The sequence below is a fragment of the Kiloniella litopenaei genome (assembly GCF_000982415.1).
Classification (GTDB): Bacteria; Pseudomonadota; Alphaproteobacteria; order Kiloniellales; family Kiloniellaceae; genus Kiloniella; species Kiloniella litopenaei.
In genome coordinates, this window is the sequence record NZ_LANI01000001.1 from 161023 (window position 1) to 183661 (window position 22639).

The 22639-nt window shown below is 45.7% G+C and carries 25 protein-coding genes; 15 read left to right on the top strand and 10 right to left on the bottom strand.

Annotated elements, in window-relative coordinates:
• The first annotated feature begins 72 nt into the window (after positions 1–72).
• The 3 genes from WH95_RS00760 to sugE all read left to right on the top strand — a co-directional run bounded on the left by WH95_RS00760 (position 73) and on the right by sugE (position 2158).
• Positions 73–993 (top strand): DMT family transporter, encoded by a 921-nt coding sequence (locus tag WH95_RS00760; protein ID WP_046501678.1) that lies wholly within the window; start codon positions 73–75, stop codon positions 991–993.
• 53 nt (positions 994–1046) lie between these two features.
• Complete coding sequence (locus WH95_RS00765; RefSeq protein WP_046501680.1) at positions 1047–1691, top strand: LysE family translocator; 645 nt, start codon at positions 1047–1049, stop codon at positions 1689–1691.
• Positions 1692–1837: 146 nt separating this feature from the next.
• Positions 1838–2158, top strand: a complete 321-nt coding sequence (gene sugE, locus WH95_RS00770) for a quaternary ammonium compound efflux SMR transporter SugE (RefSeq protein ID WP_046501683.1) — start codon at positions 1838–1840, stop codon at positions 2156–2158.
• A 100-nt stretch (positions 2159–2258) separates the two neighbouring features.
• Here the strand turns inward: sugE and WH95_RS00775 are convergent, their stop codons facing one another.
• Positions 2259–2642 (bottom strand): rhodanese-like domain-containing protein, encoded by a 384-nt coding sequence (locus WH95_RS00775; protein WP_046501686.1) that lies wholly within the window; start codon positions 2640–2642, stop codon positions 2259–2261.
• A 403-nt stretch (positions 2643–3045) separates the two neighbouring features.
• Here WH95_RS00775 and WH95_RS21575 point away from each other — a divergent pair, with 403 nt between their 5' ends.
• Positions 3046–5019 carry a methyl-accepting chemotaxis protein gene (locus WH95_RS21575; protein WP_046501688.1) on the top strand — a complete coding sequence of 658 codons (1974 nt, stop codon included), beginning with the start codon at positions 3046–3048 and terminating at the stop codon, positions 5017–5019.
• A 161-nt stretch (positions 5020–5180) separates the two neighbouring features.
• Here WH95_RS21575 and WH95_RS00785 read toward each other — a convergent pair whose 3' ends face one another.
• Both WH95_RS00785 and WH95_RS00790 read right to left on the bottom strand, forming a co-directional pair.
• Positions 5181–5507, bottom strand: coding sequence for an antibiotic biosynthesis monooxygenase family protein (locus tag WH95_RS00785; protein WP_046501690.1), 327 nt, complete (start codon positions 5505–5507; stop codon positions 5181–5183).
• Between the two features lie 35 nt (positions 5508–5542).
• The gene (locus WH95_RS00790; RefSeq protein WP_046501692.1) at positions 5543–6532 is read right to left on the bottom strand and encodes a phosphoribosylaminoimidazolesuccinocarboxamide synthase; all 990 of its coding nucleotides are present in this window, start codon (positions 6530–6532) and stop codon (positions 5543–5545) included.
• A gap of 210 nt (positions 6533–6742) precedes the next feature.
• On the opposite strand from WH95_RS00790, the gene WH95_RS00795 reads away from it, so the two are divergent.
• Positions 6743–7189 carry a PAS domain-containing protein gene (locus WH95_RS00795; protein ID WP_046501693.1) on the top strand — a complete coding sequence of 149 codons (447 nt, stop codon included), beginning with the start codon at positions 6743–6745 and terminating at the stop codon, positions 7187–7189.
• Positions 7190–7206: 17 nt separating this feature from the next.
• Here the strand turns inward: WH95_RS00795 and WH95_RS00800 are convergent, their stop codons facing one another.
• Positions 7207–7875: a GntR family transcriptional regulator gene (locus WH95_RS00800; protein ID WP_046501695.1), complete on the bottom strand. Its 669-nt coding sequence runs from the start codon at positions 7873–7875 to the stop codon at positions 7207–7209.
• Positions 7876–8223: 348 nt separating this feature from the next.
• On the opposite strand from WH95_RS00800, the gene WH95_RS00805 reads away from it, so the two are divergent.
• The 7 genes from WH95_RS00805 to WH95_RS00830 all read left to right on the top strand — a co-directional run bounded on the left by WH95_RS00805 (position 8224) and on the right by WH95_RS00830 (position 14114).
• Positions 8224–9039, top strand: coding sequence for a transporter substrate-binding domain-containing protein (locus WH95_RS00805; protein WP_218044418.1), 816 nt, complete (start codon positions 8224–8226; stop codon positions 9037–9039).
• Positions 9040–9241: 202 nt separating this feature from the next.
• Positions 9242–9901: an amino acid ABC transporter permease gene (locus WH95_RS00810; RefSeq protein ID WP_046501697.1), complete on the top strand. Its 660-nt coding sequence runs from the start codon at positions 9242–9244 to the stop codon at positions 9899–9901.
• A 14-nt stretch (positions 9902–9915) separates the two neighbouring features.
• Positions 9916–10578, top strand: a complete 663-nt coding sequence (locus WH95_RS00815) for an amino acid ABC transporter permease (RefSeq protein WP_046501700.1) — start codon at positions 9916–9918, stop codon at positions 10576–10578.
• Positions 10575–11297 carry an amino acid ABC transporter ATP-binding protein gene (locus WH95_RS00820; RefSeq protein ID WP_046501701.1) on the top strand — a complete coding sequence of 241 codons (723 nt, stop codon included), beginning with the start codon at positions 10575–10577 and terminating at the stop codon, positions 11295–11297. Before WH95_RS00815 ends, WH95_RS00820 begins: the two co-directional genes overlap by 4 nt.
• Positions 11298–11368: 71 nt before the next feature.
• Positions 11369–12265, top strand: coding sequence for a dihydrodipicolinate synthase family protein (locus WH95_RS00825; RefSeq protein ID WP_046501704.1), 897 nt, complete (start codon positions 11369–11371; stop codon positions 12263–12265).
• Positions 12266–12549: 284 nt separating this feature from the next.
• The gene (locus tag WH95_RS21430) at positions 12550–13131 is read left to right on the top strand and encodes a hypothetical protein (RefSeq protein WP_204247645.1); all 582 of its coding nucleotides are present in this window, start codon (positions 12550–12552) and stop codon (positions 13129–13131) included.
• Entirely contained in the window at positions 13095–14114 is a 1020-nt protein-coding gene (locus WH95_RS00830; RefSeq protein WP_204247647.1) for an L-serine ammonia-lyase, iron-sulfur-dependent, subunit beta, read from the top strand. Before WH95_RS21430 ends, WH95_RS00830 begins: the two co-directional genes overlap by 37 nt.
• A gap of 31 nt (positions 14115–14145) precedes the next feature.
• Here WH95_RS00830 and WH95_RS00835 read toward each other — a convergent pair whose 3' ends face one another.
• The 4 genes from WH95_RS00835 to WH95_RS00850 all read right to left on the bottom strand — a co-directional run bounded on the left by WH95_RS00835 (position 14146) and on the right by WH95_RS00850 (position 16939).
• On the bottom strand, positions 14146–14553 hold the full coding sequence (locus WH95_RS00835; RefSeq protein ID WP_046502138.1) for a VOC family protein: 408 nt from the start codon (positions 14551–14553) through the stop codon (positions 14146–14148).
• 238 nt (positions 14554–14791) lie between these two features.
• Positions 14792–15313 carry a PAS domain-containing protein gene (locus WH95_RS00840; protein WP_046501707.1) on the bottom strand — a complete coding sequence of 174 codons (522 nt, stop codon included), beginning with the start codon at positions 15311–15313 and terminating at the stop codon, positions 14792–14794.
• A gap of 236 nt (positions 15314–15549) precedes the next feature.
• A complete protein-coding gene (locus tag WH95_RS00845; RefSeq protein WP_046501710.1) occupies positions 15550–16071 on the bottom strand; it encodes a PAS domain-containing protein in 522 nt (173 codons plus the stop codon).
• Positions 16072–16213: 142 nt separating this feature from the next.
• Complete coding sequence (locus tag WH95_RS00850) at positions 16214–16939, bottom strand: hypothetical protein (protein WP_046501712.1); 726 nt, start codon at positions 16937–16939, stop codon at positions 16214–16216.
• Between the two features lie 377 nt (positions 16940–17316).
• On the opposite strand from WH95_RS00850, the gene WH95_RS00855 reads away from it, so the two are divergent.
• Both WH95_RS00855 and WH95_RS00860 read left to right on the top strand, forming a co-directional pair.
• Positions 17317–17865 carry a DUF1190 domain-containing protein gene (locus tag WH95_RS00855; protein WP_046501715.1) on the top strand — a complete coding sequence of 183 codons (549 nt, stop codon included), beginning with the start codon at positions 17317–17319 and terminating at the stop codon, positions 17863–17865.
• A 60-nt stretch (positions 17866–17925) separates the two neighbouring features.
• Complete coding sequence (locus WH95_RS00860; protein WP_046501717.1) at positions 17926–19095, top strand: glutathionylspermidine synthase family protein; 1170 nt, start codon at positions 17926–17928, stop codon at positions 19093–19095.
• 91 nt (positions 19096–19186) lie between these two features.
• On the opposite strand, the gene WH95_RS00865 is transcribed toward WH95_RS00860, so the two are convergent.
• Positions 19187–19966 (bottom strand): HalD/BesD family halogenase, encoded by a 780-nt coding sequence (locus tag WH95_RS00865; protein ID WP_046501720.1) that lies wholly within the window; start codon positions 19964–19966, stop codon positions 19187–19189.
• A 292-nt stretch (positions 19967–20258) separates the two neighbouring features.
• On the opposite strand from WH95_RS00865, the gene WH95_RS00870 reads away from it, so the two are divergent.
• Complete coding sequence (locus tag WH95_RS00870) at positions 20259–20834, top strand: hypothetical protein (protein ID WP_046501722.1); 576 nt, start codon at positions 20259–20261, stop codon at positions 20832–20834.
• 141 nt (positions 20835–20975) lie between these two features.
• Here the strand turns inward: WH95_RS00870 and WH95_RS20265 are convergent, their stop codons facing one another.
• Complete coding sequence (locus tag WH95_RS20265; RefSeq protein ID WP_052741670.1) at positions 20976–22574, bottom strand: sensor histidine kinase; 1599 nt, start codon at positions 22572–22574, stop codon at positions 20976–20978.
• Between the last annotated feature and the right edge of the window lie 65 nt (positions 22575–22639).

Below are 22639 nucleotides of genomic sequence, written 5' to 3' on the forward strand. Positions count from 1 at the left end.
TTGACCGCCCGTGGCCCTTATTATTTTTTCAGACCCCACACGGGGTTTCAAAATAGACAGAAAGTCAGAAACATGAAGACCATAAACAAAGGCTGGATATACGGCTTTATCGGCATGACTATTTTCAGTGCTTCCCTGCCTGCTACACGTGCTGCTGTTGGTTCTTTTGACCCTATCTTTCTGACATTGGCCCGGGGAAGTATTGCCGGGTTACTCGGCCTCTCCCTTCTTTTACTGTTCGGGGAAAAACGACCTCAGGTAAGGGACCTGCATTCACTTTTAATTGTTGCCCTTGGGGTTGTTATTGGCTTTCCGCTCCTCACCGCCTATGCCTTGGAACATGTTACAGCGGCACATTCGACCGTATTTATCGGCCTGCTCCCACTTGCCACAGCTATATTTGGCGTTCTACGCGGGAATGAGAAACCACAGGCTGTTTTCTGGTTTTTTTCCTTGTTGGGATCGGCATTGGTCGCCGGGTACGCCCTGATAGAAAGCGCAGGATCGTTCAGCCTTTGGGATTTTCTAATGTTCACGGCAATTGTGCTTTGCGGGCTTGCGTACGCCGAAGGGGCCAAACTCTCACGACGTCTTGGCGGTTGGCAAGTGATCTCTTGGGCACTTGTTCTCTCGCTTCCAGTGATGATCCCGGTTACCTTCTACACCATGCCCGCCAGCTTTAATGATGTCACAATATCTGCCTGGGTTGGTTTGGCCTATGTTTCTCTCTTTAGCATGCTGATTGGTTTTATCTTCTGGTACCGCGGTCTGGCCGAAGGCGGTATCGCCTCTGTGGGGCAGCTGCAACTGCTTCAACCTTTTTTCAGCCTGATACTGGCGGCACTTCTTCTGAACGAAATCGTGAATTCAACAATGATGATTGTAACACTGGCTGTCGTTCTTTGTGTTGCCGGGGCGAAACGTTTTGGGCAAAGGAAAATTTCAACGACACGCCCCTTACCCAAACTGTCCAATATGCCTAACCCGGAATAGCGTTCACGGCATTTAACAATGCAAAGCCCCCCCCTTAAACAAGAGTTTATCCAATGTTATTTATACAGGACCTAGGTCCTTATCTTTCAACAATTGCTGTTTCCTTTGCCGCCTATCTCGTCGCAACGCTCAGCCCCGGGCCTGCCAATCTGGCAATTATGTCAACCTCCATGCGCGAAGGACGTACCCCGGGGCTCATGATGGCAATGGGCGTCATTATGGGGTCAATGACATGGGGCCTTTTGGCTGCAACTGGTCTTTCGACCCTAATGTCATCTTTCGGCTGGCTAATGACCGCCTTTCGTATCATAGGCGGGCTCTATCTGTTATGGTTGGGGTATAAATCATTAAAATCCGCCCTTGGGTCACAGGAACCCAAAGCTAAAAGGAGCAGTAAAAACAGAACCAGAACACAGTACTTTCTTATTGGGTTGGGCATTCATCTGACAAACCCCAAGTCAATCTTTGCCTGGCTATCAATCATAACAATCGGGATCACCCCCGCTGCCCCCACCGGTATTACCTATATCATTGTTGGCGGATGCCTGTTCCTGGGTATTTTGGTTTTTGGGGGCTATGCCCTGGCCTTTTCGACCCAAAGAATGATTGATCTCTATCGTTCGTTCAGACGCTGGATAGAAGGCACAGCCGCATTAATATTTGGCTTTGCAGGCTTTAAACTTTTGACACTGAAATAAACCCCGATCGAATTAAAGTTGCTATACAAAACAATATCTGCTTGAAGCAACTATTCCCCCATGCGATGACGGATCAGTTCGTCATACACAGCTTGCTATACACATTTTGCTATACACATTTTGCTATACAGGGGAGTACAACAGAAATGCCTTGGGTTTATTTAATTTTGGCGGGTATTTTTGAATGTGGTTGGGCCATAGGTCTTAAATATGCCGACGGCTGGACCAAGCTTGTTCCCTCACTTCTAACCATTGCCGCCATGGCATTAAGTTTCTGGCTTTTATCCACTGCCATGAAAACTATTCCCGTTGGAACAGCCTATGCCGTTTGGACAGGTATTGGTACCGTCGGTGTTGCCGTTTTAGGCATGCTTCTTTTTGGTGAAAGTCACGACATCATGCGTATTATCTGTCTGCTTTTGATTGTGTCTGGCATTGTCGGATTAAAGGTCTTTTCGCCAGCATAATCCCTCACCCAAGACAAAAACAGGCCATACCCTATTTCTATTCTTTGGCCTGTTTTTGATAGCAGAACATTTAAAGTGCCCAAGGAAGCAGCTTTACACCTTATTCAACCGTTTCCGTCTCGCCCCCGGCATCTACCCAATCCTTGATCGCGCCCAGATTGCGCACATTATCATACCCCATATCCATCAGGACTTTGCCGCTAAGGGCAGAGCGCCCGCCTGATGCGCAATAGAGAACGACCATCTTATCGCGTGTCAATTCCTTCTCATGCATCGGGGTCGTTGGGTCAGCCTTGAATTCCAGCATACCACGGGAAATATTAATCGCCCCGGGCACAATACCTGTTGCTTTCAATTCCTGCGCATCTCTGACGTCAATAACAACAACGTTGCTTTGCCCCAATACTTCCATTAACCCGGCGGGACTGATAGTTGGCACTTCGGCTTTTGCTTTCGCCACAATCTCCACTACGGACTTAATCATAACCAGTTTCTCCTCTAATCCTCTCTTACCCAAGAATAGTCACACGACTTGTCAATTAAACTTACACGACGGCTCAATAGATTTACGTGAAAATTTTATGTCAGGCTATAATTCTAAAAAACGAAACTTTCATTATTCTTAATTGATGCAAAGAATAAACGCCACAACAATTCCACGTAATTTACAAGGCAAAATCAAATAGAGATTGCAGTATATTCAAGACAAAGAACACACAACTACAGACTTTAAAATAAACCAAACTCCATTGCCAAAATTTAAGTAATGATTCTTTAAGTAAAAAATAGTATTATTCTTTTCATTGCTGGGGTTGAAGACAGTTGTTCCCCCACTTTTTCACAAGCATGCGTAGTTGTCTTTTAATCCGTTTAGAAGAGGTCCTTTCATGTCTTTGTCAAAGCTGTCTCTCCGTAATGTAAAGCTGGCATATCAAGTCAATTTAACAGGCATAATTGCTTTAATCGGCTTTATCATTATTGGGGGCATATTGTTCACAAGCTCACAAACTGTTCTTTCTTCACAGGAAACACAAACGCGGTCATCCAATGCAATGGAATTGGTCGCCAGTGTTAAGTATGAATTTCTCAACGCCCGCCGTCGGGAAAAAGATTTTCTGATCAGACTGGACGAAAAATACATTGGACAGCATGCAGAGGTCATAACCAAAGCAAGTAACGAATTAACCGAGCTAAAAGGACTGGTTCGTGCCCCTGAGATATTGGAAGCCATCGACAAGACCCAAGAAGGCATTCAAAAATATCAAGCCCAATTCGCAACAGTTGTCCATGACTGGCAAAAGATGGGACTTGACGAAGAAGAAGAACTGCGTGGCAAGCTAAGAAGTTCGGTACACAATGCTGAAACCAAGTTACAGGAATTCAAAAACGACCGTTTGCTTGTCACCATGTTAATGATGCGACGTCACGAAAAAGATTTCCTGTTACGTCTGCAAGATAAATATATTGGCCGTATGGATACACGCCAGGAAGAATTCAACGCAGATCTGGCGAAATCTGACATCCCTGCGGCGGCGCAAAAGGAATTAAGCGCGCTCATATCCTCGTACATCACAGACTTTAAGACATTGGCTGAAACAAGGTTGCAAACGCAAGCTGACGTCAAGGTGTTAAGCGCTATTTTTGCAGAAATGGCACCCCATTTTGACGCCGTCTTTAACTACACCCAGGATAACTTTCATCAAGCCGTGAAAGAGGGAACAACCGCAATTTCCGACAGCCAAAACCTGACGCTGAGCATGATTGTCGTCATCACCTTGATTGTTTTTGCTGTGGGCATGATCATCGGCAAGGGAATTACAACGCCGCTGCACCTTTTAACTGACAGCATGACCAGGTTGGCTGGCGGGGATAAAGAAACAGATGTCCCCATAACGGACAGAGCAAACGAGTTGGGAGAAATGGGCCGTGCCGTTCTTATTTTCAAAGAGAATATGATCAAGGCCGAAGAGCTTGCAATTGCCCAAGCCGCCGATCAGGCAGAGCGACTGAAACGATCAAACAGTATCAATCAGCTGACAGAAGATTTTGAAGCCCAGATCAAGGAAATACTGGGATCTGTCGATGGGGCCGTTCATCAAATGGAAGATACAGCAAGCTCTATGAACAATTCCGCAGACCAAGTCAGTCAACAGTCAGCAGCCGTCGCCAATGCTGCCAACGAAGCATCCGCAAATGTCCAGACGGTTGCTTCGGCATCAGAACAGCTGGCCGCATCTATCAAGGAAATTGGCTTACAGGTCAGCAAGTCAACCCAGGTTGCCTCTGACGCCGTTACGCAAGCAAATGAGACCAATACTGTTATTCAGGGATTGGACCAGTCAGCCCAAAAAATTGGCGAAGTTCTCTCCCTTATTAACGATATAGCAGAACAAACCAACCTGCTGGCTTTGAATGCCACAATCGAAGCTGCGCGTGCAGGGGAAGCCGGGAAAGGCTTTGCCGTTGTTGCATCCGAAGTGAAAAATCTTGCCAGCCAGACATCTAGGGCAACAGACGAGATTGGCAATCAGATTACAGGCATTCAAAATGCAACCAGCGACGCTGTAGAAGCCATTGGTTCAATCGGAAGAACCATTGGAAATATGGATGAAATTGCCTCGGCCATTGCCGCAGCGGTTGAACAGCAAATGGCCGCGACCCAGGAAATTGCACGCAATGTAGAACGTGCCGCCAATGGAACCGAGTCTGTTACCCACAATATCAACAATGTGAGTAACACCGCCAAAGAAAGTGAAGCCGCCGCCAATCAGGTTAAACAGGCATCGGTTGAGCTGTCGGGTGAATCAGGTAAGCTTAATTCCTATGTATCAAGCTTTATTGATCAGGTAAAAGCCGCCTGATAACAGCCTTTTCCACTATGGCCGCCATATGTACCCATATGTACAGTGTGTGGCGGCCATTTTTCTTTGTAGAGAAAACATAAAGACTGGCCTTAACTTAAACCAGACTTTTTAAAGGACGCAAAGCTGTCAAAAGCCAAGCGTTGCAATGACAAGAACGCCTAATGAAAGGCAGTATTCAGATTGGTAAATTCCCCAATCTTCCTTTCTTTGATCGTCAAACCTTCGCATTCCTGATCAAGCGCACTGTATTCCTGTCCAAAGACTTTCTTGAATTCATGAAAATCTTCTTCTCTATTCCAATAATCAACCGTCAAATAACGCTGAGGGTCTGATTGATCCTGAACCAGATCTGACCTGATATAGCCTGCCCCCATCGTGAATAGCTGCACCCAGTCACCTTCAGCACCGTAAATGTCTTCAAAATGATTATTCTCGCCTTCTTTGACGATGAATTCCCATATAAAGCAATATGACTGTTCGGGCATGACGGCCCCCTTCACGAATAGATAGTGCTTTTATCCTAAAAGTACTCGGGTAAAATCGCGGCCAGATTATTACGAATGCGATCTTTCAATGGCTGATCGAAGCTTTCACGCTTGAAGGTTTCTCCCGTCACCCGTTCAAACAGGTTGATGTATTTTTCGCTAAAAATTTCCAGTGTTTCATCTGGAATATCCGGAATATCATCTTTGTAGGGATCACACCGCTGACTGACCCATAGCCGCAGGAACTCTTTGTCCAGACTTTCGGGCTCCAACCCTTTATCCATCCGGTCCTGATAGCTTTCCGCAATCCAGTATCGGCTTGAATCTGGTGTATGGATTTCATCGGCCAAGGTAATACGCCCATCCTGATCAACCCCAAATTCATATTTGGTATCCACCAGAATAAGCCCGTTTTTCGCGGCAACTTCACGACCACGGGCAAAGATGGCCAGCGACAGGCGCGCAAGCTCTTCCCAGGTTTCTTTGGACAAAATACCCTGTTCAACAATTTGCGCCGCCGTAATGGGTGCGTCGTGATCACCCTGTGCCGCCTTGGTGGTCGGGGTAATAATTGTTTCCGGCAGTTTCTGGTTCTTTTTAAGCCCTTCAGGAAAGTCATGCCCATAAAGCTTACGTTCGCCACGTTGATACATCGGCCAGATGGACGTTTCAGTTGATCCCGTCATGTAATCACGAACGACCATTTCAATTGGCAACATCTCAAGATTGCGACCAATCACAACATTGGGATCTGGAAAGCTGATAACATGGTTCGGGCAAATATCTTCGGTTTGTTCAAACCAAAAGCGCGCCGTTTGATTAAGAACCTGACCTTTATGGGGAACAGCCGCAAGGATACGATCAAATGCAGACTGTCTGTCCGTTGCAATCATAATTCGACGGCCGTCAGGAAGGTCATAAGCATCACGCACCTTGCCCTGATAGTGCTTTGGAAGCTCAGGGTAAGTCGCGTCCGTAAGTCTGTTTACTAGCGCCTGTTGAAAGTCCTGCTTTGTGTCGCCCATCGCGATGGTATCCCTACAGCTTGTATTCTTGCATTGGGTATGCGCATCAATGCTTCAAACCCCGGTTATGATTTGGCTTAAATATCACCCCTATTGCCTGATCACAAGTTCTTGTATGCCTCTCAGACAAACAGAATTTCCAATTCTATTCATTTATGTCATTATCATGCATTACAGTTATTGTTACTGTACTTAATATTCAGGATACAGATGCTAGAGTTTTCTTACCCCGAGCACCAACAGCTGTACGATTACTGGGATTCAAAACGGGGCGATCGCTTTGCCCCATGCAGGGGCGATATTGACCCCATCGACTTTCCTCATCTTTTGCCCAACCTCTGCCTTTATAAAGTTCACAGAAACCCATTGCGGTATGAAGCCACGTTAATGGGGACCAGGGTTGTTGAGATATGGGGAATAGATTACACGGGAAAATTTGTCGAAGATATCGTACTTGGCCCCGTTTATGATCAGGTAACAGAACAGTTCAAATATGTTGTCACACATAAAGAACCGACCCTGAATGATCTGGATGCCAGTTGGCTGGACAAGGATTACGTAAAGTATTCGCGCTTGATGCTACCCTTGTCAGAAAATGGAACCGACGTCGATCGCCTTTTTGTCAGTGTTGTTCTTTTAACCAGGGAAACAACCTAACCCTGTCGGCACAAAATTCATCCTTTTGATTGTTTTCCCAGATAATCCATCAAGACACGATAAGACCCAAGAATGTGTTCTCTGGTTCTTTTTGCTGCCAAGACACCATCCCTCTGTAAACACGCCGCCAGTATTTCATTGTGTTCGCGTCTGGCGATCGCCATCCCGTTTGTTAATACCAATTGCGCGCGTAGATAGGAATCAACCCGGTCAATGGCCTCACCAACCAGCTTTAGATGATAGGGACGTTCCGCATCCCTGTACAAAGTTTCATGGAACAGGCGGTTCCACTCCCCCCATTTTGACGCCTCTGTTTCGGACGAGAAACTTTCACAATATTCCTTGGCTTCTTCCAGTGTCTCATCGCTCATATTTGCAACGGACTTTTCAATGACAATTGGTTCCAAATTGGCCCGGATCTCATATATCTCTTCCATTTCAGCGTGGGATAACGGGGATACGACATATCCTTTATACCGAAGGGATTGAACCAGTCCCTGTGCTTCCAATCGCTTCAAGGCTTCCCTAACCGGAATTCGGGATACATTGAACAGCTCGGCAATGTGCGCCTGTCGCATCGACTCCCCAGCCTGAATCTGGCCGCTAATGATGGAATCCCGCAAGGCATCAAAAATAATATCCGACGAAGAAGCCGTTTTTGCCAGATCCGTCGCAATAACTTTCATCTTTTTTTCCTCACCTGAAATATTTTTTCGTTATGCCAAAAAACTATTTTTTAGCAAAAGCATAGCTCTTTTCTCTTCACCTTTTTTCGCCAAATCGGAACCTGAAAAAGGCTCGATTTGAAAGAATAAATAGAACCATGTAAAAATTTATATTGAATATTGTATACAATCTGCATTATACAATAGGCAGGCCACGAAAACCAGACAAAAAGATCTGGATCAGGCCGCTCCCTTATTTTGGCTCCGTCCTTTCTAAGGCAGTCACCCATAGGTATTGAGGCCTTTAAGTCGGATTTAAAAGGCCCGGATTGAAACGAAAAGAAGCAAACTCAACAGTTGGAGAAAGAAATGATCAAAAGCATGATTAAGACACTTGCGCTCGGCGGTTGCCTGGCTGCATTTGTCGCACAACCCGCAGCATACGCAGACAAACTGGATGACGTAATTGACGAAGGCGTTCTTCGTTGCGGCGTTGTTCTGGACTTTCCACCCATCGGATACCGCGACGCCAATAACGAACCAGCAGGCTTCGATGTTGAATACTGCAAAGACCTAGCTGCTGCATTAGAAGTTGAGCACGAGATCCTGCCCGTAACCTGGGCAGAACGCTTGCCTGTTATCGTGACCAACTCTGCAGATGTTGTTTTCGGCGGAACCTCTGATTCCCTCGCCCGCGCCAAGACTGTTGGTTTTTCCATTCCCTATGCAATTTATTATGCACAGGCAGTTGTTGGTAAAGACACAGGCATCAAAACCTTTGAAGACATGAAGGGCAAACGTGTGGCAGCTGCGGTTGGCACCGTTCCGGAACAGGAATTCCTCAAGATAGCAAAAGAATGGGGAACCGAAGATCTTTACCAAGGCTATCAAAGCGAAAACGAAGTGTTTCTTGCAGTCGCCCAAGGTAAAGCGGACGTTGGTATTACAACCAACACCGCGGTTAAACCCATTGTCGAAAAATACGACACCATAACTGCTGGCCCACGTATGCCATGGACCACGGATTACACATCTGTCGTTGGCCCCCGCAAAGATGTTACGTGGCTGAATTACCTGAACCTGTTTGTGACACACCAAGTACGTTCAGGCCGCTATCAGGAACTGTGGAATACCTATGTCGGTGGCGAAGCACCAGAACTACGTATTCCGGGTGTTCTGTACTAAGGCTAAGCCTCTTTACACCTGACATATGTGAACGAAAAGGGATGTACGATTAACATGACAATATACGATTGTTCGCTCAACATCTCTTTTCACGGCCTTTTTCTCGGTAAGGTACCATTTCATAAAATGGGTCAATACCTTACCGAGGTTAATCCCCAAACCTGCCCCACGGTTCGTCACGGGATTAGTCGGAGTAATAGTTGTGGATTATAATTTTCACTGGCGCCCCGTATTCAGAAAGCTACCTGAATTGCTGGAAGCTGGGCTCTTAACGCTGGAAGTTGCAGTTCTGTCCATGTTGCTCGGCATCACGATCGGGCTTGGGCTTGCGTTGCTTCGCATGAAAGGCCCAACACCATTGCGCCAAATTGCAACAACATGGGTTGAGATCGCCAGAAACACACCCGCCCTTTTCCAACTGTTCTTTTTTGGTTTTGGTTTGGGGGCCTTTGGCCTACACCTTTCCCCCTATCTGATTGTGTTGGCGGGATTGACCTTTAACAACGCAGGGTATTTGGCTGAAAACTTTCGCGGTGGTTTCCTTGCTGTACCAGATACACAGGTCCGCGCCGCCAGATCACTGGGCATGACGGCAATACAGACCTATGTGCGTATCATTATCCCGCAGGTGCTGAAAATTGTTTATCACCCCATGACCAACCAAATGGTTTGGGCCGTATTGATGAGCTCTCTGGGCATGTTGGTTGGCTTTCGCGAACTATCCGGGGAAACCCAGTTCTTTGCCTCTAAGACCTATCGGATTTTCGAATACTTCGCCGTGACTGCTGTCATTTATTACGTCATCGTTAAAATCATTCTTCTGGCATCAAATCTTGTTGCCCGACGTCTGTTCAGATACTGAGAAAGGACAAATAGATGAGTAACTCTGCATCCTTTTTCACTGATTTCCAGTTTTCTGACCTGATGTTTTTGGGTGAAGCAGCTGGTCGAACTTTGGGTATTTCCATAGTTTCCATCACCATTGGCACCATACTGGGATGCGTTTTTGGTTGGGCCTTACAGGCATCAAGATGGTTTGCCCAGGCAACAATTGGTACAATTCTGGATGTATTCCGATCTGTTCCTTTGATCATTCAATTGATCCTGTTTTACAATTTCTTTCCCATCATTGGATGGAAAATGGGCCCCTTTGCGGCGGGTGCCTTTGTATTGAGCATCTATACCGCAGCCTTGGTCGCGAATGTTGTTCGCGGGGGGATTGATGCGGTTGGCACCCCAATGCGTCGTGCCGCCAGATCATTGGGAATGTCCTATTGGCAGGACCTGCGATATGTGGTCTGGCCGATCGGTTTGCGGGCCGTGTTCCCATCCTGGGTAGGTGTGGCATTAAGTGTCATCAAAGACAGCGCGCTGGTATCTGTTCTGGGATATCTGGAATTGCTAAGAGCATCCCAGATCCTGATCACCAGAACACAGGAACCCTTTATAATTCTGGCCTGCGCGGGGGCGTTCTACTTTGCCCTGTCCTATCCCCTATCCAAATACTCCAAAAAGCTCGAAGAAGGTTGGGCCTCATGATAGAGATCAAACAACTCCATAAATATTTCGGGGCTCTCCATGTCCTGCAAGGGATCGACCTGAATGTCAGCAAGGGCGAAGTTCTAAGCATTATCGGCTCTTCCGGGTCTGGCAAATCAACGTTGCTTTATTGCATCAATGGACTGGAAGAAATTCAGCAAGGCGAGGTTGTCGTTGACGGAACCACTGTTCATGACAAGAAAACCGACATTAACAAGCTGCGTCAACGCTTGGGCATGGTCTTTCAGCAATGGAATTCATTCCCGCACCTCACCGCGCTGGAAAATGTTGCTCTGGCCCCCAAGATTGTCAAAAAGGTATCAAAAGACCAAGCAAAGTCCATCGCGGAAAAGCAGCTTAAGCATGTTGGTTTGGGCGACAAGCTGGATGTTTACCCCTCTGCTTTATCTGGCGGGCAACAGCAACGTCTGGCCATTGCCCGTGCCTTGGCTATGGAACCGGAATACATGCTTTTTGACGAAGCAACTTCAGCACTGGACCCGGAATTGGTGGGCGAAGTGCTGGATACAATGCGACTTTTGGCCGAAGAAGGCATGACCATGATCTGTGTTACCCACGAAATGGGCTTTGCCCGTGATGTGTCAGATCGTGTTGCCTATTTTCATCAGGGCGTCATGGAAGAAGTGGGTCCACCAGAACAGATTTTTGGTGCCCCCCAGTCGGTTCATACACAAAAGTTTTTAGCAAACGTCCGATAAGAAGTATTCTTCTTTCGGATATCACACACGACCCCTTAACAGTTTTTTATAATCAGTACAGGAATAAGACCATGTGGAAAGGCGTTATCCCAGCCGTCACGACCAAATTCGATGAAAACGACAATCTGGATCATACAGAAATGAAACGCTGTTTTGATTATCAGATGGACGCAGGTTGTGATGGCCTGATCGTCGCAGGTTCTCTTGGCGAAGGTTCTATGCTTTCCAAGGAAGAGAAAATTGCTGTTCTTAAAACAGCAAAAGCGGCCACAGGTGACAAGCCTGCCATCATGACCATTAACGAAGCCGCAACCCGCGACGCCTGTGCCATGGCCCAGGCATCACAGGAAGCGGGCGCAGATGGAATCATGCTTGTCCCTAGCCCGATCTACCACACAGATCCGCGTGAGACTGTCGCCAGTATGCGTCAAGTTGCCGAAGCAAGTGATCTACCGATCATGATCTATTCAAACCGTGTAGCTTATCGTGTAGATGTCACACCGGAAATCATGGAAGAACTTGCCGACGAAAAGCGTTTTGTTGCGATCAAGGAAAGCTCTGATGATATTCGTCGCACGACTGAGATCATCAACAAATTCGGTGATCGTTTTGACGTTTTCACTGGCGTTGACAACCTGGGTTACGAAGCACTCAGCGTTGGTGCTATCGGTTGGGTCGCGGGCCTTGTCGTTGCTTTCCCGAAAGAAACCGTTGCCATCTATCGCCTGATGCAGGCTGGTCGTAACCAGGAAGCGCTTGAAATCTATCGTTGGTTCCGTCCTCTGCTTGATCTGGATGTTTCCACGTACCTTGTTCAGAACATCAAACTGGCTGAACAGATTGAAATCGGTTCCAACGATCGTTGCCGTATGCCGCGTATGCCATTGATCGGTGCCCAGCGTGAAAGAGCAGAAAAGATTATCCGCGACGCAATCGCTTGTCGTCCGGAACTTCCTGTTCTCGGGTAAAAATCTCTTACTCTCCGGGTTCTCCCTATCACTTGAAATACCTTGGTGAGAGTAACTTGGCTGGGCGAGTTCTGCTGGCCCGCCCAGCTCTTTTTATACATAAACGACAAAACCAAAACTGGAATAAGATCATACAAAATGATCATATAAAATAACCGCTATTTTTGCCCAGACTTTAAAGAAACTTCTGATTTTGAAGAAATTAAAGTCGCAACAAAATACAACCCAAATGTTTTGGGACAAATAATGGGCAACACAGGATCAGGTCAGAGACAGGTAATACCATGGATAACTATTTCCCCTCTATTCTCAATGATGCCATTGGCCCTGTAATGCGTGGTGCGTCCAGCTCGCATGTGGCCGCGGCCTATCGAATTGGCCGACTGGGCCGCGATTATATGGGGCTTGATCATAAAGGCGGCAATTTATCCAGAGTTCTCATTGAATACGATCCCAATGGATCGCTAGAACCCACCCATGACAGTCAAGGTTCAGACATGGGGCTTTTTACCGGTTTAATGGGGTGGGACATCACAGATGACCGTATGGTTGATGCCAGAAAACATCTTGAAGCTAACGGTACAGATGTTCAAATCGCCATAACAGACTATGGCGCGATACACCCGAACACTTATAAACTTACCCTGACGAGTGACACGGAAAGTTGCTGTATTCTGGCTATTTCAATTGGCGGCGGTATCGTCGAAATTATCGCGATTGACGACATCAAACCTCCCTCTTTGGCGATTACCACGAGACCTTTATCTGGAACGACGATCCCACCCTTGATCAACATCTTAAAGAACTTCCCTGCGTCGATAGCCTTCACGTGCATCACGGACTACAGGGGCGCGTCCTGCAAATAAAGGGACAAAAGAGACTATCGGCACAGGATCTGCCCGTCGGCATAGATATAAAGGCCTTTAAAAATCTCAAACCTGTTCTACCTGTTGGTAGCTCTACTAAAATGGATCTCCCCTTCACAATTAGTGAAGAGATGATGTCATATAACAAAGATAAAAATCTGTTGCTTTGGGAACTAGCCCTGAAATACGAAAGCGCCCGGGGCAACATCTCTGAAAAAGAGGTCCTCGAGAAAATGCGCGATATTGTACGTATACTCGAAAAATCAATTTCGGACGGCATCAAGGGCACGCAATACATGGATCGGATTTATCCGGCACAGGCCCCTGCCTTCAAAGAAAAACAAACGGGTAACAGTTTCCTTAATATGGGACTGTACAACGATGCAATTCTTGCCGTGACGGCCCTGATGGATGTCAAAAGCTCTATGGGTGTTATTGTTGCGGCACCAACCGCGGGTTCTTGTGGCACGCTTCCGGGAACTTGCCTTGGTGTCGCCACCGCCCTCAATATGACCGAAGATCAAAAGATCAAGGCCATGTTAGCCGCCGGGCTCATTGGCGTTTTCATTGCCCGCATGGCCACCTTTTCTGCGGAAATAGGCGGATGTCAGGCTGAAACAGGTTCCGGGTCTGGTATGGCAGCGGCCGGGCTGGTAACCTTACTGGATGGATCGCTGGATCAATGTATTGCCGCTGCGTCCATGGCCTTGCAAAACACCTTTGGCCTTATTTGTGATCCTGTTGCCAATCGCGTAGAAGCCCCATGCCTTGGCAAAAATGTAATGATGGCTGGCAACGCCCTGTCTGCTGCCAACATGGCACTGGTAGGCTTTGATCACCTTATCCCCCTTGATGAAGTCATCATCGCAATGCACAAGGTCGGGCAATCCCTTCCCTGTGAACTTCGCTGTACAGGCAAAGGCGGTTTGGCAATGACACCCACAGCAAAAGCGCTGGAACAGAAATTAACATCCCAGCCATAAGGGAATGGTGTCTTTAGTAACTTATAAAAGGCTAAACCTTAATGTTCCTTTTGTGCCATTCCTTATCCTCAAAATTCTGGATTTCAATTTTATACCCATGCGGGCTTTCGAACAGAGAACTATAGACCGAAAATTTTTCTGAATGCCCCGGGTTCTTGATGTACTTTACGCCCTTGGAAGTCAGAAATTCATACCAACCATCCACATCACTGGATACGATGGTGATCATCACCCCCACCTGTGATCGAGGCCGATCGGGCAAACAGCAGACCCCCAGAAAGCTCAAATCTGTCAGGCGATAGATATGGCAAGCCCCCTGATCGACAACAAACTCCAATTCCATGGTTTCGCGAAAAAACCTCGACGCAAGATCAAGATCGTCGCAGTAGGTAAAAACAATGGATTGATTGATCTCGGGGCGCGTAGGTGTCTTTTTCATTTTGTTGGCTTCTCGCTTTTTATCAATTTTTTTAATCATTTTTATCTGCTGGCAAACAAATTCTGTCAAACCTGTGATTAGCTTTACACCATCTGCGATTATAAACCTATAATCATCGACCAGAAACACGATGGCGCCTTAAACATAATTGAGAAAAAACAATAAATGCAAAGATTTGGGGTAAAATCAGTTCATCTGATCGTCACAAAAACTATCGAATAGTAAATTTGATTATCCATCACGCAATCTGGCTTCGGGATTTAATCTCCCAATGATGTCCTCTGAATTCCTGATCTATCCGATCTGCCCCTGAAAGACGTGATAACGCCCCGAAGATAAACTTAACATCCCCCTCATCATCAACCATCGGCAGATGAATAGCCTCTATCAATATTCTCTTCTGGCTGGACGAGTGAACTTCCTCTTGCGAGACATAGGCCATTCGTTTGGTCGCGGCCTCTTCATAATTGGCAAGAATAGTTGCAGCACTATCGCCAAAAGTACTTTCGTCAACGTATTTATCTGTAAAATGTTGCCCCAGCGAATAGTTCAAATAGGTTCCCTGTAAACGAACCAACGCAGAAAAAGGATTATATTCCAGCTGGACGAGAAAGATATGGGGTAAAAATTCTGACGGAATTCCAATAGGGTCAAGCGCTGATTTCATGGGCAATCCCTTACACTGGGGTAAAGATCGCCAATAGTCATAGATACCTTTAACAGGATCAGTCAGCTTGATTGGATTATTGGAACTTTCCACGACGCAACATCCTATAATCGCTTTCTATCTCAAAGTATGGAACACGATACTTTGAGATATGATTAACTATAAATCACATCCCATAATAATGAAAATTCCGTTACAAAAAAAACAGTGAATAAATACCTATCGCACATTCACTTTACAAATGGGAAGCACAGCCACAGCCCTCAACGCTATCACGCGTGACCACAACAACCTGATACCACGCCCAAAACGGCTGAATTTCATTCGGATTAAGCTATATTGCTAACCGCCTTTACATCCCAACGACGGCCTCTGAATTCATGGTCATGATTTGTCGCCCCGGAAATTCGCGACAGGGCACCAAGGAAATAATTAACATTACCCTCTTCATCTACCATCGGCAAATGAATGGCTTCGACAAGCATTATTTGCCCTGATATGCCATAGACCTCTTCATGGGAAACATAGGCAACGCGTTTCTGTGCAGCCTCTTCGTAGCCCGCAAGAATAGCCGTCGCGCTTTCCCCAAAGGTACTTTCATCAATATATTTATTCGTAAAATATTCACCAATAGAATGATTGATATAGGTCCCCTGCAACCGGATCAAAGCCGCAAAGGGATTTTCCTCCAACTGCACAAGAAAAACATGGGGCAGATGCTCGGTAGGTATATCAACGGGATCAAGAGAAGATTTTAACGGCAACCCCGCGCACTTCGGCAAAGTAAGCCAGTATTTATATACCCCCAGAACCGGAGGTGACAGATTATCCAGATCTGCATATTGTTCCACAATGAAACCCCATACCACCCAAAAATAGAATCACCATGAGAGTAATATAGGTAATAATTGGATTTTATAAAAGTTAAAATTCAACTATAGCGATACATACTTATTTATTGAAAAGACCTGTACTTCCGAACCAGACCTGATCCTAAATGATGTTTTGCAGTATTACCTTACGAACATCGTCTCTTTGCTGATCATCCGGGGAAATGTTTGGATCTTTACCACCTGCCAGGTTTTTATCATTCAATTCGCGTCCAAGATTGAGGTTCGCCTGTAGCTGATTGTTATCACCATTTTCGACATCAGTTTCATTTGCAGGGGTAAAGTTTTCTGCAACAGAATTCTTTACATTTTCATCGATTAACTTGGCGATTTTTTCTTCTATTTTTTTACGATCTTCCGGCGACATGTTTTTAAGATCTTCTTCGGTCAACCCAAGAGATCTCAATACCTGGGCGCGCATTCTCTCGCCCGGTGTCTGCCCGATAATATCCTTGAAAGCCGCAACAGATTTATCATATGCACCCTCTTCAGGTTCTACCGGGTTTAGATATTGACTAACGTCTGCGTCCGGTACCGCCGTAGCAATCTGTTGCGCGTAGAAAAGCGTTTGTGAGGTCTGTGTTCGCGCAAGGCTAATCGCGTCTGTTGTCGTCGAAACCGGATCGTTGGTGCCGTCGGCAATATTTTGAACGGTTAAGTCTTTATAGGATTCAGCAACGCTTTTTGCCGCACTCTCATTTGAAGAGTAGGCAGTTTTTGCCAGATTGTAATCTCTGGCCGCCTGCACCTTGGTCAGCTTCAGTTGCTCTTCAACCTGGCTAACCCGGCGGTTTGCTTCTATCACAGCGTTTGTTCGACTTACTAACATTGCTCTTATCCATCAGAATGAACAGAATACACAGGAATTAACAAGCAATTTATATGCCAATACATCAACCCAAGCAGTGTCAGTCGGCAAGCAAAAGCACAACATCTGGTGGAAACGGATCGATCAAAGGAGAAATATAGCCCTGAACATTCAGCAGAATAACCTTCAAACCAAAGGCCACCAGTACCCAGACTGGTGGCTAAACCAGTCGCCAAACTAGCTATGGTTAGATATCTTCTTTTTCATGAATGAACTTATCTCAAATTTCAGGTGCTTTGATCTATTTTATCCTTGCAACCTCGGCTGTAGATCCTAAATTGGCAGACATAAATAACAATAAATAACTCTTAGCTTAAAATTTTGCGGAATTTCGTTTCATGAAAAGATCAAAATCCCTGAAGCTTGCCCTGATGGGTGCAAGCGTTCTAGCCCTTAGTGCTTGTGAAGAACCCCAGGACGTGGCCATCTTTGAGAATGTGGATCAATGCTCTCAACAGGATGGTTTTGATCGAAATGCCTGTGAAGAAAACATGAAACTGGCCCAGCAAGAACATCTGAGAGTTTCCCCCAAATACACATCCGTCGAAGATTGCGAAGCTGACTTTGGATCAACGCAATGCGAAATTGCCCCTGTGCAAACATCTAGCGGCGGATCAGTTTTCATGCCCTTGATGATGGGGTATATGATGGGGAATATGCTGAGCGGCGGGTCACGTGTTGCGACACAGCCCCTGTATAGATCTTCGGATGATCCCAAAAACTTTAGAACTGGTGACAACCAAAAAGTTGCTGGAAAAACTGGTATTTCCAAAGTTCCGGCCAACGTTGCCAAGGCCCCGACGACAAAAACCAGCACCATTCGACGGGGCGGTTTCGGGGCAAGTGCGCCAAAGATGTCATCATCGCGTCGCAGCTTTGGCGGATAATCGCTCGTTCACGACAAACCTTATCCCCCAAATAAGACACTCCATTCAGACAGAGAATAAATGCAACGGATTTCACTGGAACAACGGGATGACTGGAAAGCACAGGCAGAAAGCATGGGCTTTAACTTTCACACAATTGATGATGCCCCCTATTGGGATGAAAGTGCCTGTTACCGTTTCAGCCTGGATCAAATCGAAAATGACATCGAAGATCCCAGTGAAGAGATTGAAAATCTGTGTTTCGAAGTCGTACAAAGGGCAATCAACTCTGAAGAGATCCTGACAAAACTCGCCATCCCCGAAGATTTTTGGGACTATATACGGGCAAGCTGGTTCAATCAGGAGAAGAACCTCTATGGACGTCTTGATTTTTCCTATGACGGACAAAGCCCGGCCAAACTGCTGGAATACAATGCCGACACACCGACATCACTTTATGAAAGCTCGGCCTTTCAGTGGTTATGGCTGGAACAGGCCATGGAACGCGACCTGATCCCCAAAGGATGTGATCAATTTAACTCCATTCACGAACGGCTTGTAGAAGCCTTTCAGAATATGCGCGTCAACAAAGACATTGATGGCAAGCTACATCTTGCATCATGTCAGAATACCCCCGAAGATGAAGGAACGGTCAGATACCTTGAAGAATGTGCCGTCCAGGCCGGATTGGAAACAAGCTTCCTTTATATGGAAGAAATTGGCATAGATGAAAACGGCCATTTCACCGATCTTGACGATATGGGCATTCGCACCCTGTTCAAACTCTATCCATGGGAATGGATCATGACGGACGAGTTTGGAAAATCAGTTCCCAAAAGTGGTGTGACCTTTATCGAACCGGCGTGGAAATCAATTCTTTCCAACAAAGGGCTTTTGCCTCTTTTATGGGAAATGTTCGAAGGGCACCCCAATCTTTTACCATCCTTTTTTGCCAATGATCCACGCGCTGCCGATCTTGATGGTGGTTACGTAAAAAAACCACTATTTTCCCGTGAAGGCAGCAATATTGAAATGGTCCGCGAAGGGGAACAGCCCCTTAAAATCGATGGTCCCTATGGGGAAGAAGGACACATTGTCCAGGCGTTACACCCCCTACCCGTTTTCGAAGGCAACCACACGGTCATCGGGTCATGGCTGGTCGCCAGCAAACCCTGTGGCATGGGCATACGTGAAGATAACTCGCCCATTACCAAAGACAGCTCTCGATTTTTGCCGCACGTTATCTATTGAATTTAGCCTGCCCCCCTAAAATCCAATAAACCTGTCACCTTTTGAACAGGCAATTTTACTAATCGACTTTATTAATTGATTGCGCCGTTTCTTACCCAAGCCGCCCATAAAATGTCATCCGTGCCGCTTCGGAAAGGGCTATTCCAGGCTCTGAATTATAGGCAAGAACCACTAACATTCGGGTCCGCTTACCTTTTACAGGGGCAACCCGATGAATAGCATTTCGACCACGGAAAAGAACAAGAGCCCCCGCCCCCATAGAAAGCTGATTAACCGCGGTTTCGCCATCAAGGACCTTGCCCACACCATCAAAATTCATATCCCCGCGATCAGCATCGCGTAAATCCCCCACATACTCAAAAGTACCACCAGCTTCGGGTTCTTGTATCATTAATGTCGTTGCAAAAGACGAATTATCGAAATGCCACCCCAATTCCTGCCCGGTCCGCGCATAATGCAAGTTAATTGACGAGAGGGGATCAGCATATTCATACAACGCCTTCTCGTTTAAGACAGCACACAAAAACTTTTGGAATTCCGCATCATGGTAAAGTGTCTGCAAAGGAGAATTTTGGGGAATTTGATCATCCGTAATACACCCTTTTGACGAAGTAACAAGACGGTTCAGAGGATGATCATCTGCTAAATCCGGATCTTTGGGGCTCAGGTAAACGGTATGTTTTTGCTCACAAAAATAAGCATGGGTTTCCTGTGCCTCTCCTTCGGCCTTGATTTGCTCCACGGCTTCAGGTGACAAAAAACCCTCTAGTACCAAGGCTCCATCCCAATCAAGTGTTTGCTGACAGGATTTCACAAAAGCTTGATCCGAAATCGGGTGTTTCTGTAAATCAATAATACTGACTAAACTCATCCTCTAACTCCTGCTTATGCTACTCCGTCACTGTACTGCACATCATGCAAAGAACAAATTACGGTAGGCAAAAAATAGTTCCAGTAAATATATCAAACGCACAGAGACATTTGAATGAATACAATAGCATTCATTCAAACAAACAAATAAAAAATAATATTATTGATAATTCTTACTACATGATCTATGAGGATCACAGATAAAAACAAATAAAAAACACATAAATTATTTACGAATATCTGGATCACGTATCATCACCACATCTATACAAATACATTAATTACGGAAAATCATGGTAAACATTCAACGCTACATCCCGTTTTTGCCTGCTATCTTTTTTGGCATCGCAACTATTGGCAATGCCACGACTTCAAATGCAAACGAACTGTCGCCATCAGACTGTCCGGTGCAGATAGATACCCAGTTTATCGATAAAAAATCGCGTCAATCCTGTAAAAAACACACGGCGAATGATAATAAAAGCAACTATTACCTCAGCTCTTGGGTTTCAAAGGAAGAGGCCCTTTTTAGTAGCATTTATTATCAGCCTATCGGCGGTTATCAATATTGGGCCAAAAGGCCAAAAATTGAAAAAAAACATGTAAAGAAATGGACAATTTTTGAGAAAGTTGAACTAAAGGATATCACGGAAGTATCTTGTAAAGATCACACCTGTTTTTCGTTTGAAATGCCCGACGATTTTGCCGAATGTCTATGGTTTGACAGAAATTTGAACAAAACGGGTCGGCTGTCAGGTCATGGAAATAAAAATGGCGTCCTGCGCGGCTTTATTTGCCGAAGCAAAACAGACAGCCTTTATACGACAGAAGAAGCAATGAAATTTCTAACAGCTATTTCTGCCAAATAATCTATTCAAAAGTGAGAAGGTTTCAGGTCGTCACTATCCCGTCATCTTCTCACTTTGCCGTATTCTCTTGAATGTGACCAACGTAATTAACTCAGGATCTCTCGCTCAACTGTCTTATTCCGGCATGACACAGCACAAAAATTACATGGTATTTGGCTTTGGCACTATTCTTTCAGCTGGAAAGGTTACTGTTGCAACTGTCCCTTTGTCGGGTTCACTTTCCAACTTGAATTTCCCGTTATGATTGGCAACCAGCGCCTTTACAATTGACAGGCCCAACCCCGTACCTTCGTGGTTTCGTGTCATGCTGCCAGCAACCTGTCCAAAGGCTTCCTGAACTCGTTCAATATATTCCGGGGAAATACCAATCCCCCTGTCCTCGACTTGCACACAAAAACCATCCTGCACACTTTCCAGGCGAACAAACACCTTTCCACCGGGGTCAGTAAATTTTATGGCATTGGTCAAAAGGTTCAACAATATTTGCTTGAATTGCCGACTATCCAGCAAGGCATATAAATCAGTTGTGTTATTCTCTGTAACGATATCAATTTTCCCTGCCTCTGCCCGATCTTTGACAAGGAAAAGAACCGTCTCGATAGCTTTTTCGACTTGAATTACCTCTTCATCGGTTTCCAGCTCACCCGCTTCAATCCGTGAAATATCAAGAATGTCATTAATTAATTCCAGCAAGAATTTTCCGGACTTCTGTATATCAGCCACATATTCAGCATTTTTTTTGCTTCCCAACGGTCCGAAAACCTCGTGGCTCAGTGTCTCTGAAAAACCGATAATTGAATTAAGGGGCGTTCGCAGCTCGTGACTCATATTAGCCAGAAATTCCGACTTGGCCCGGCTGGCCATTTCGGCACGATCCTTTTCCAGCATAAGTTCTTCTGTGCGCTCTTCAACACGAGCTTCCAGGTTTTTGTTTATCTCTCGCAAAGCTTGGGCAGAGATATCCCGTTGAATGCTAACAGCAACAGCAGAACGAAGCGTCAGGAAAACAACAAACAATAACCCAAGAGCAACACACCCCAAAACGAACGCTGATAACAGAATAAGTCGATCAATCTCGGTCATTCGGTTGGTGACGTCATAATAGATTTCAAAGGCCCCCCAAAAATGCCCTGGATCATCAGCCCGCATCAAGGGGACATAAGTCTCAACAACATCCTGCGCAACAATCTCATTTTCCAAGCTCAGCTTATCTTTGCGCACAAGCTTGGTAAAAACTCGACCTTTAGCCACAATGTCGTGAAAATAATCGTTATCATTAACTTTCCCAATGTCCGTCGCATCTGTCGAATAGACCGTTGTCCCATCCGGGGCGAACAGTTTAAGCTTGATCAGCCCTAACCTCTTTACAAAAGACGCAGCCCCCCGGCGCATATCTTCGGACAGGGAATCTTCGGTTAAATCCTCGTTATTCTGTATAATCAGATCTTCGACCAGATGGTTCGCAGCACGAACGGCTTCTTCTTCGGTATGTTGAACAACAAATTTGGAAAATAGTGGCAGGACAAGAAAGTATTCGGCCAGCGGAAAAATGACCGCGATTAACAAAGAAACAATAAAGATTCCTCGCAGATACCCAGTCCTGAAAACTGTCTGTATCTGAGACCTCAGTCCGCCGGACTTATTGTTGTTAGCACCGGACGTGTTGTAAGCTATTGTATCAGGCTTGGCTGTATCATGCCGGGCAATATGTTGCTTGGATGTATTACTTTTTTCTGCCAAAAAGCTGTTCTCCGATATTTACTCTTGCCCCCTCGAGAAAACACAGAACACACTTAATAAATTTT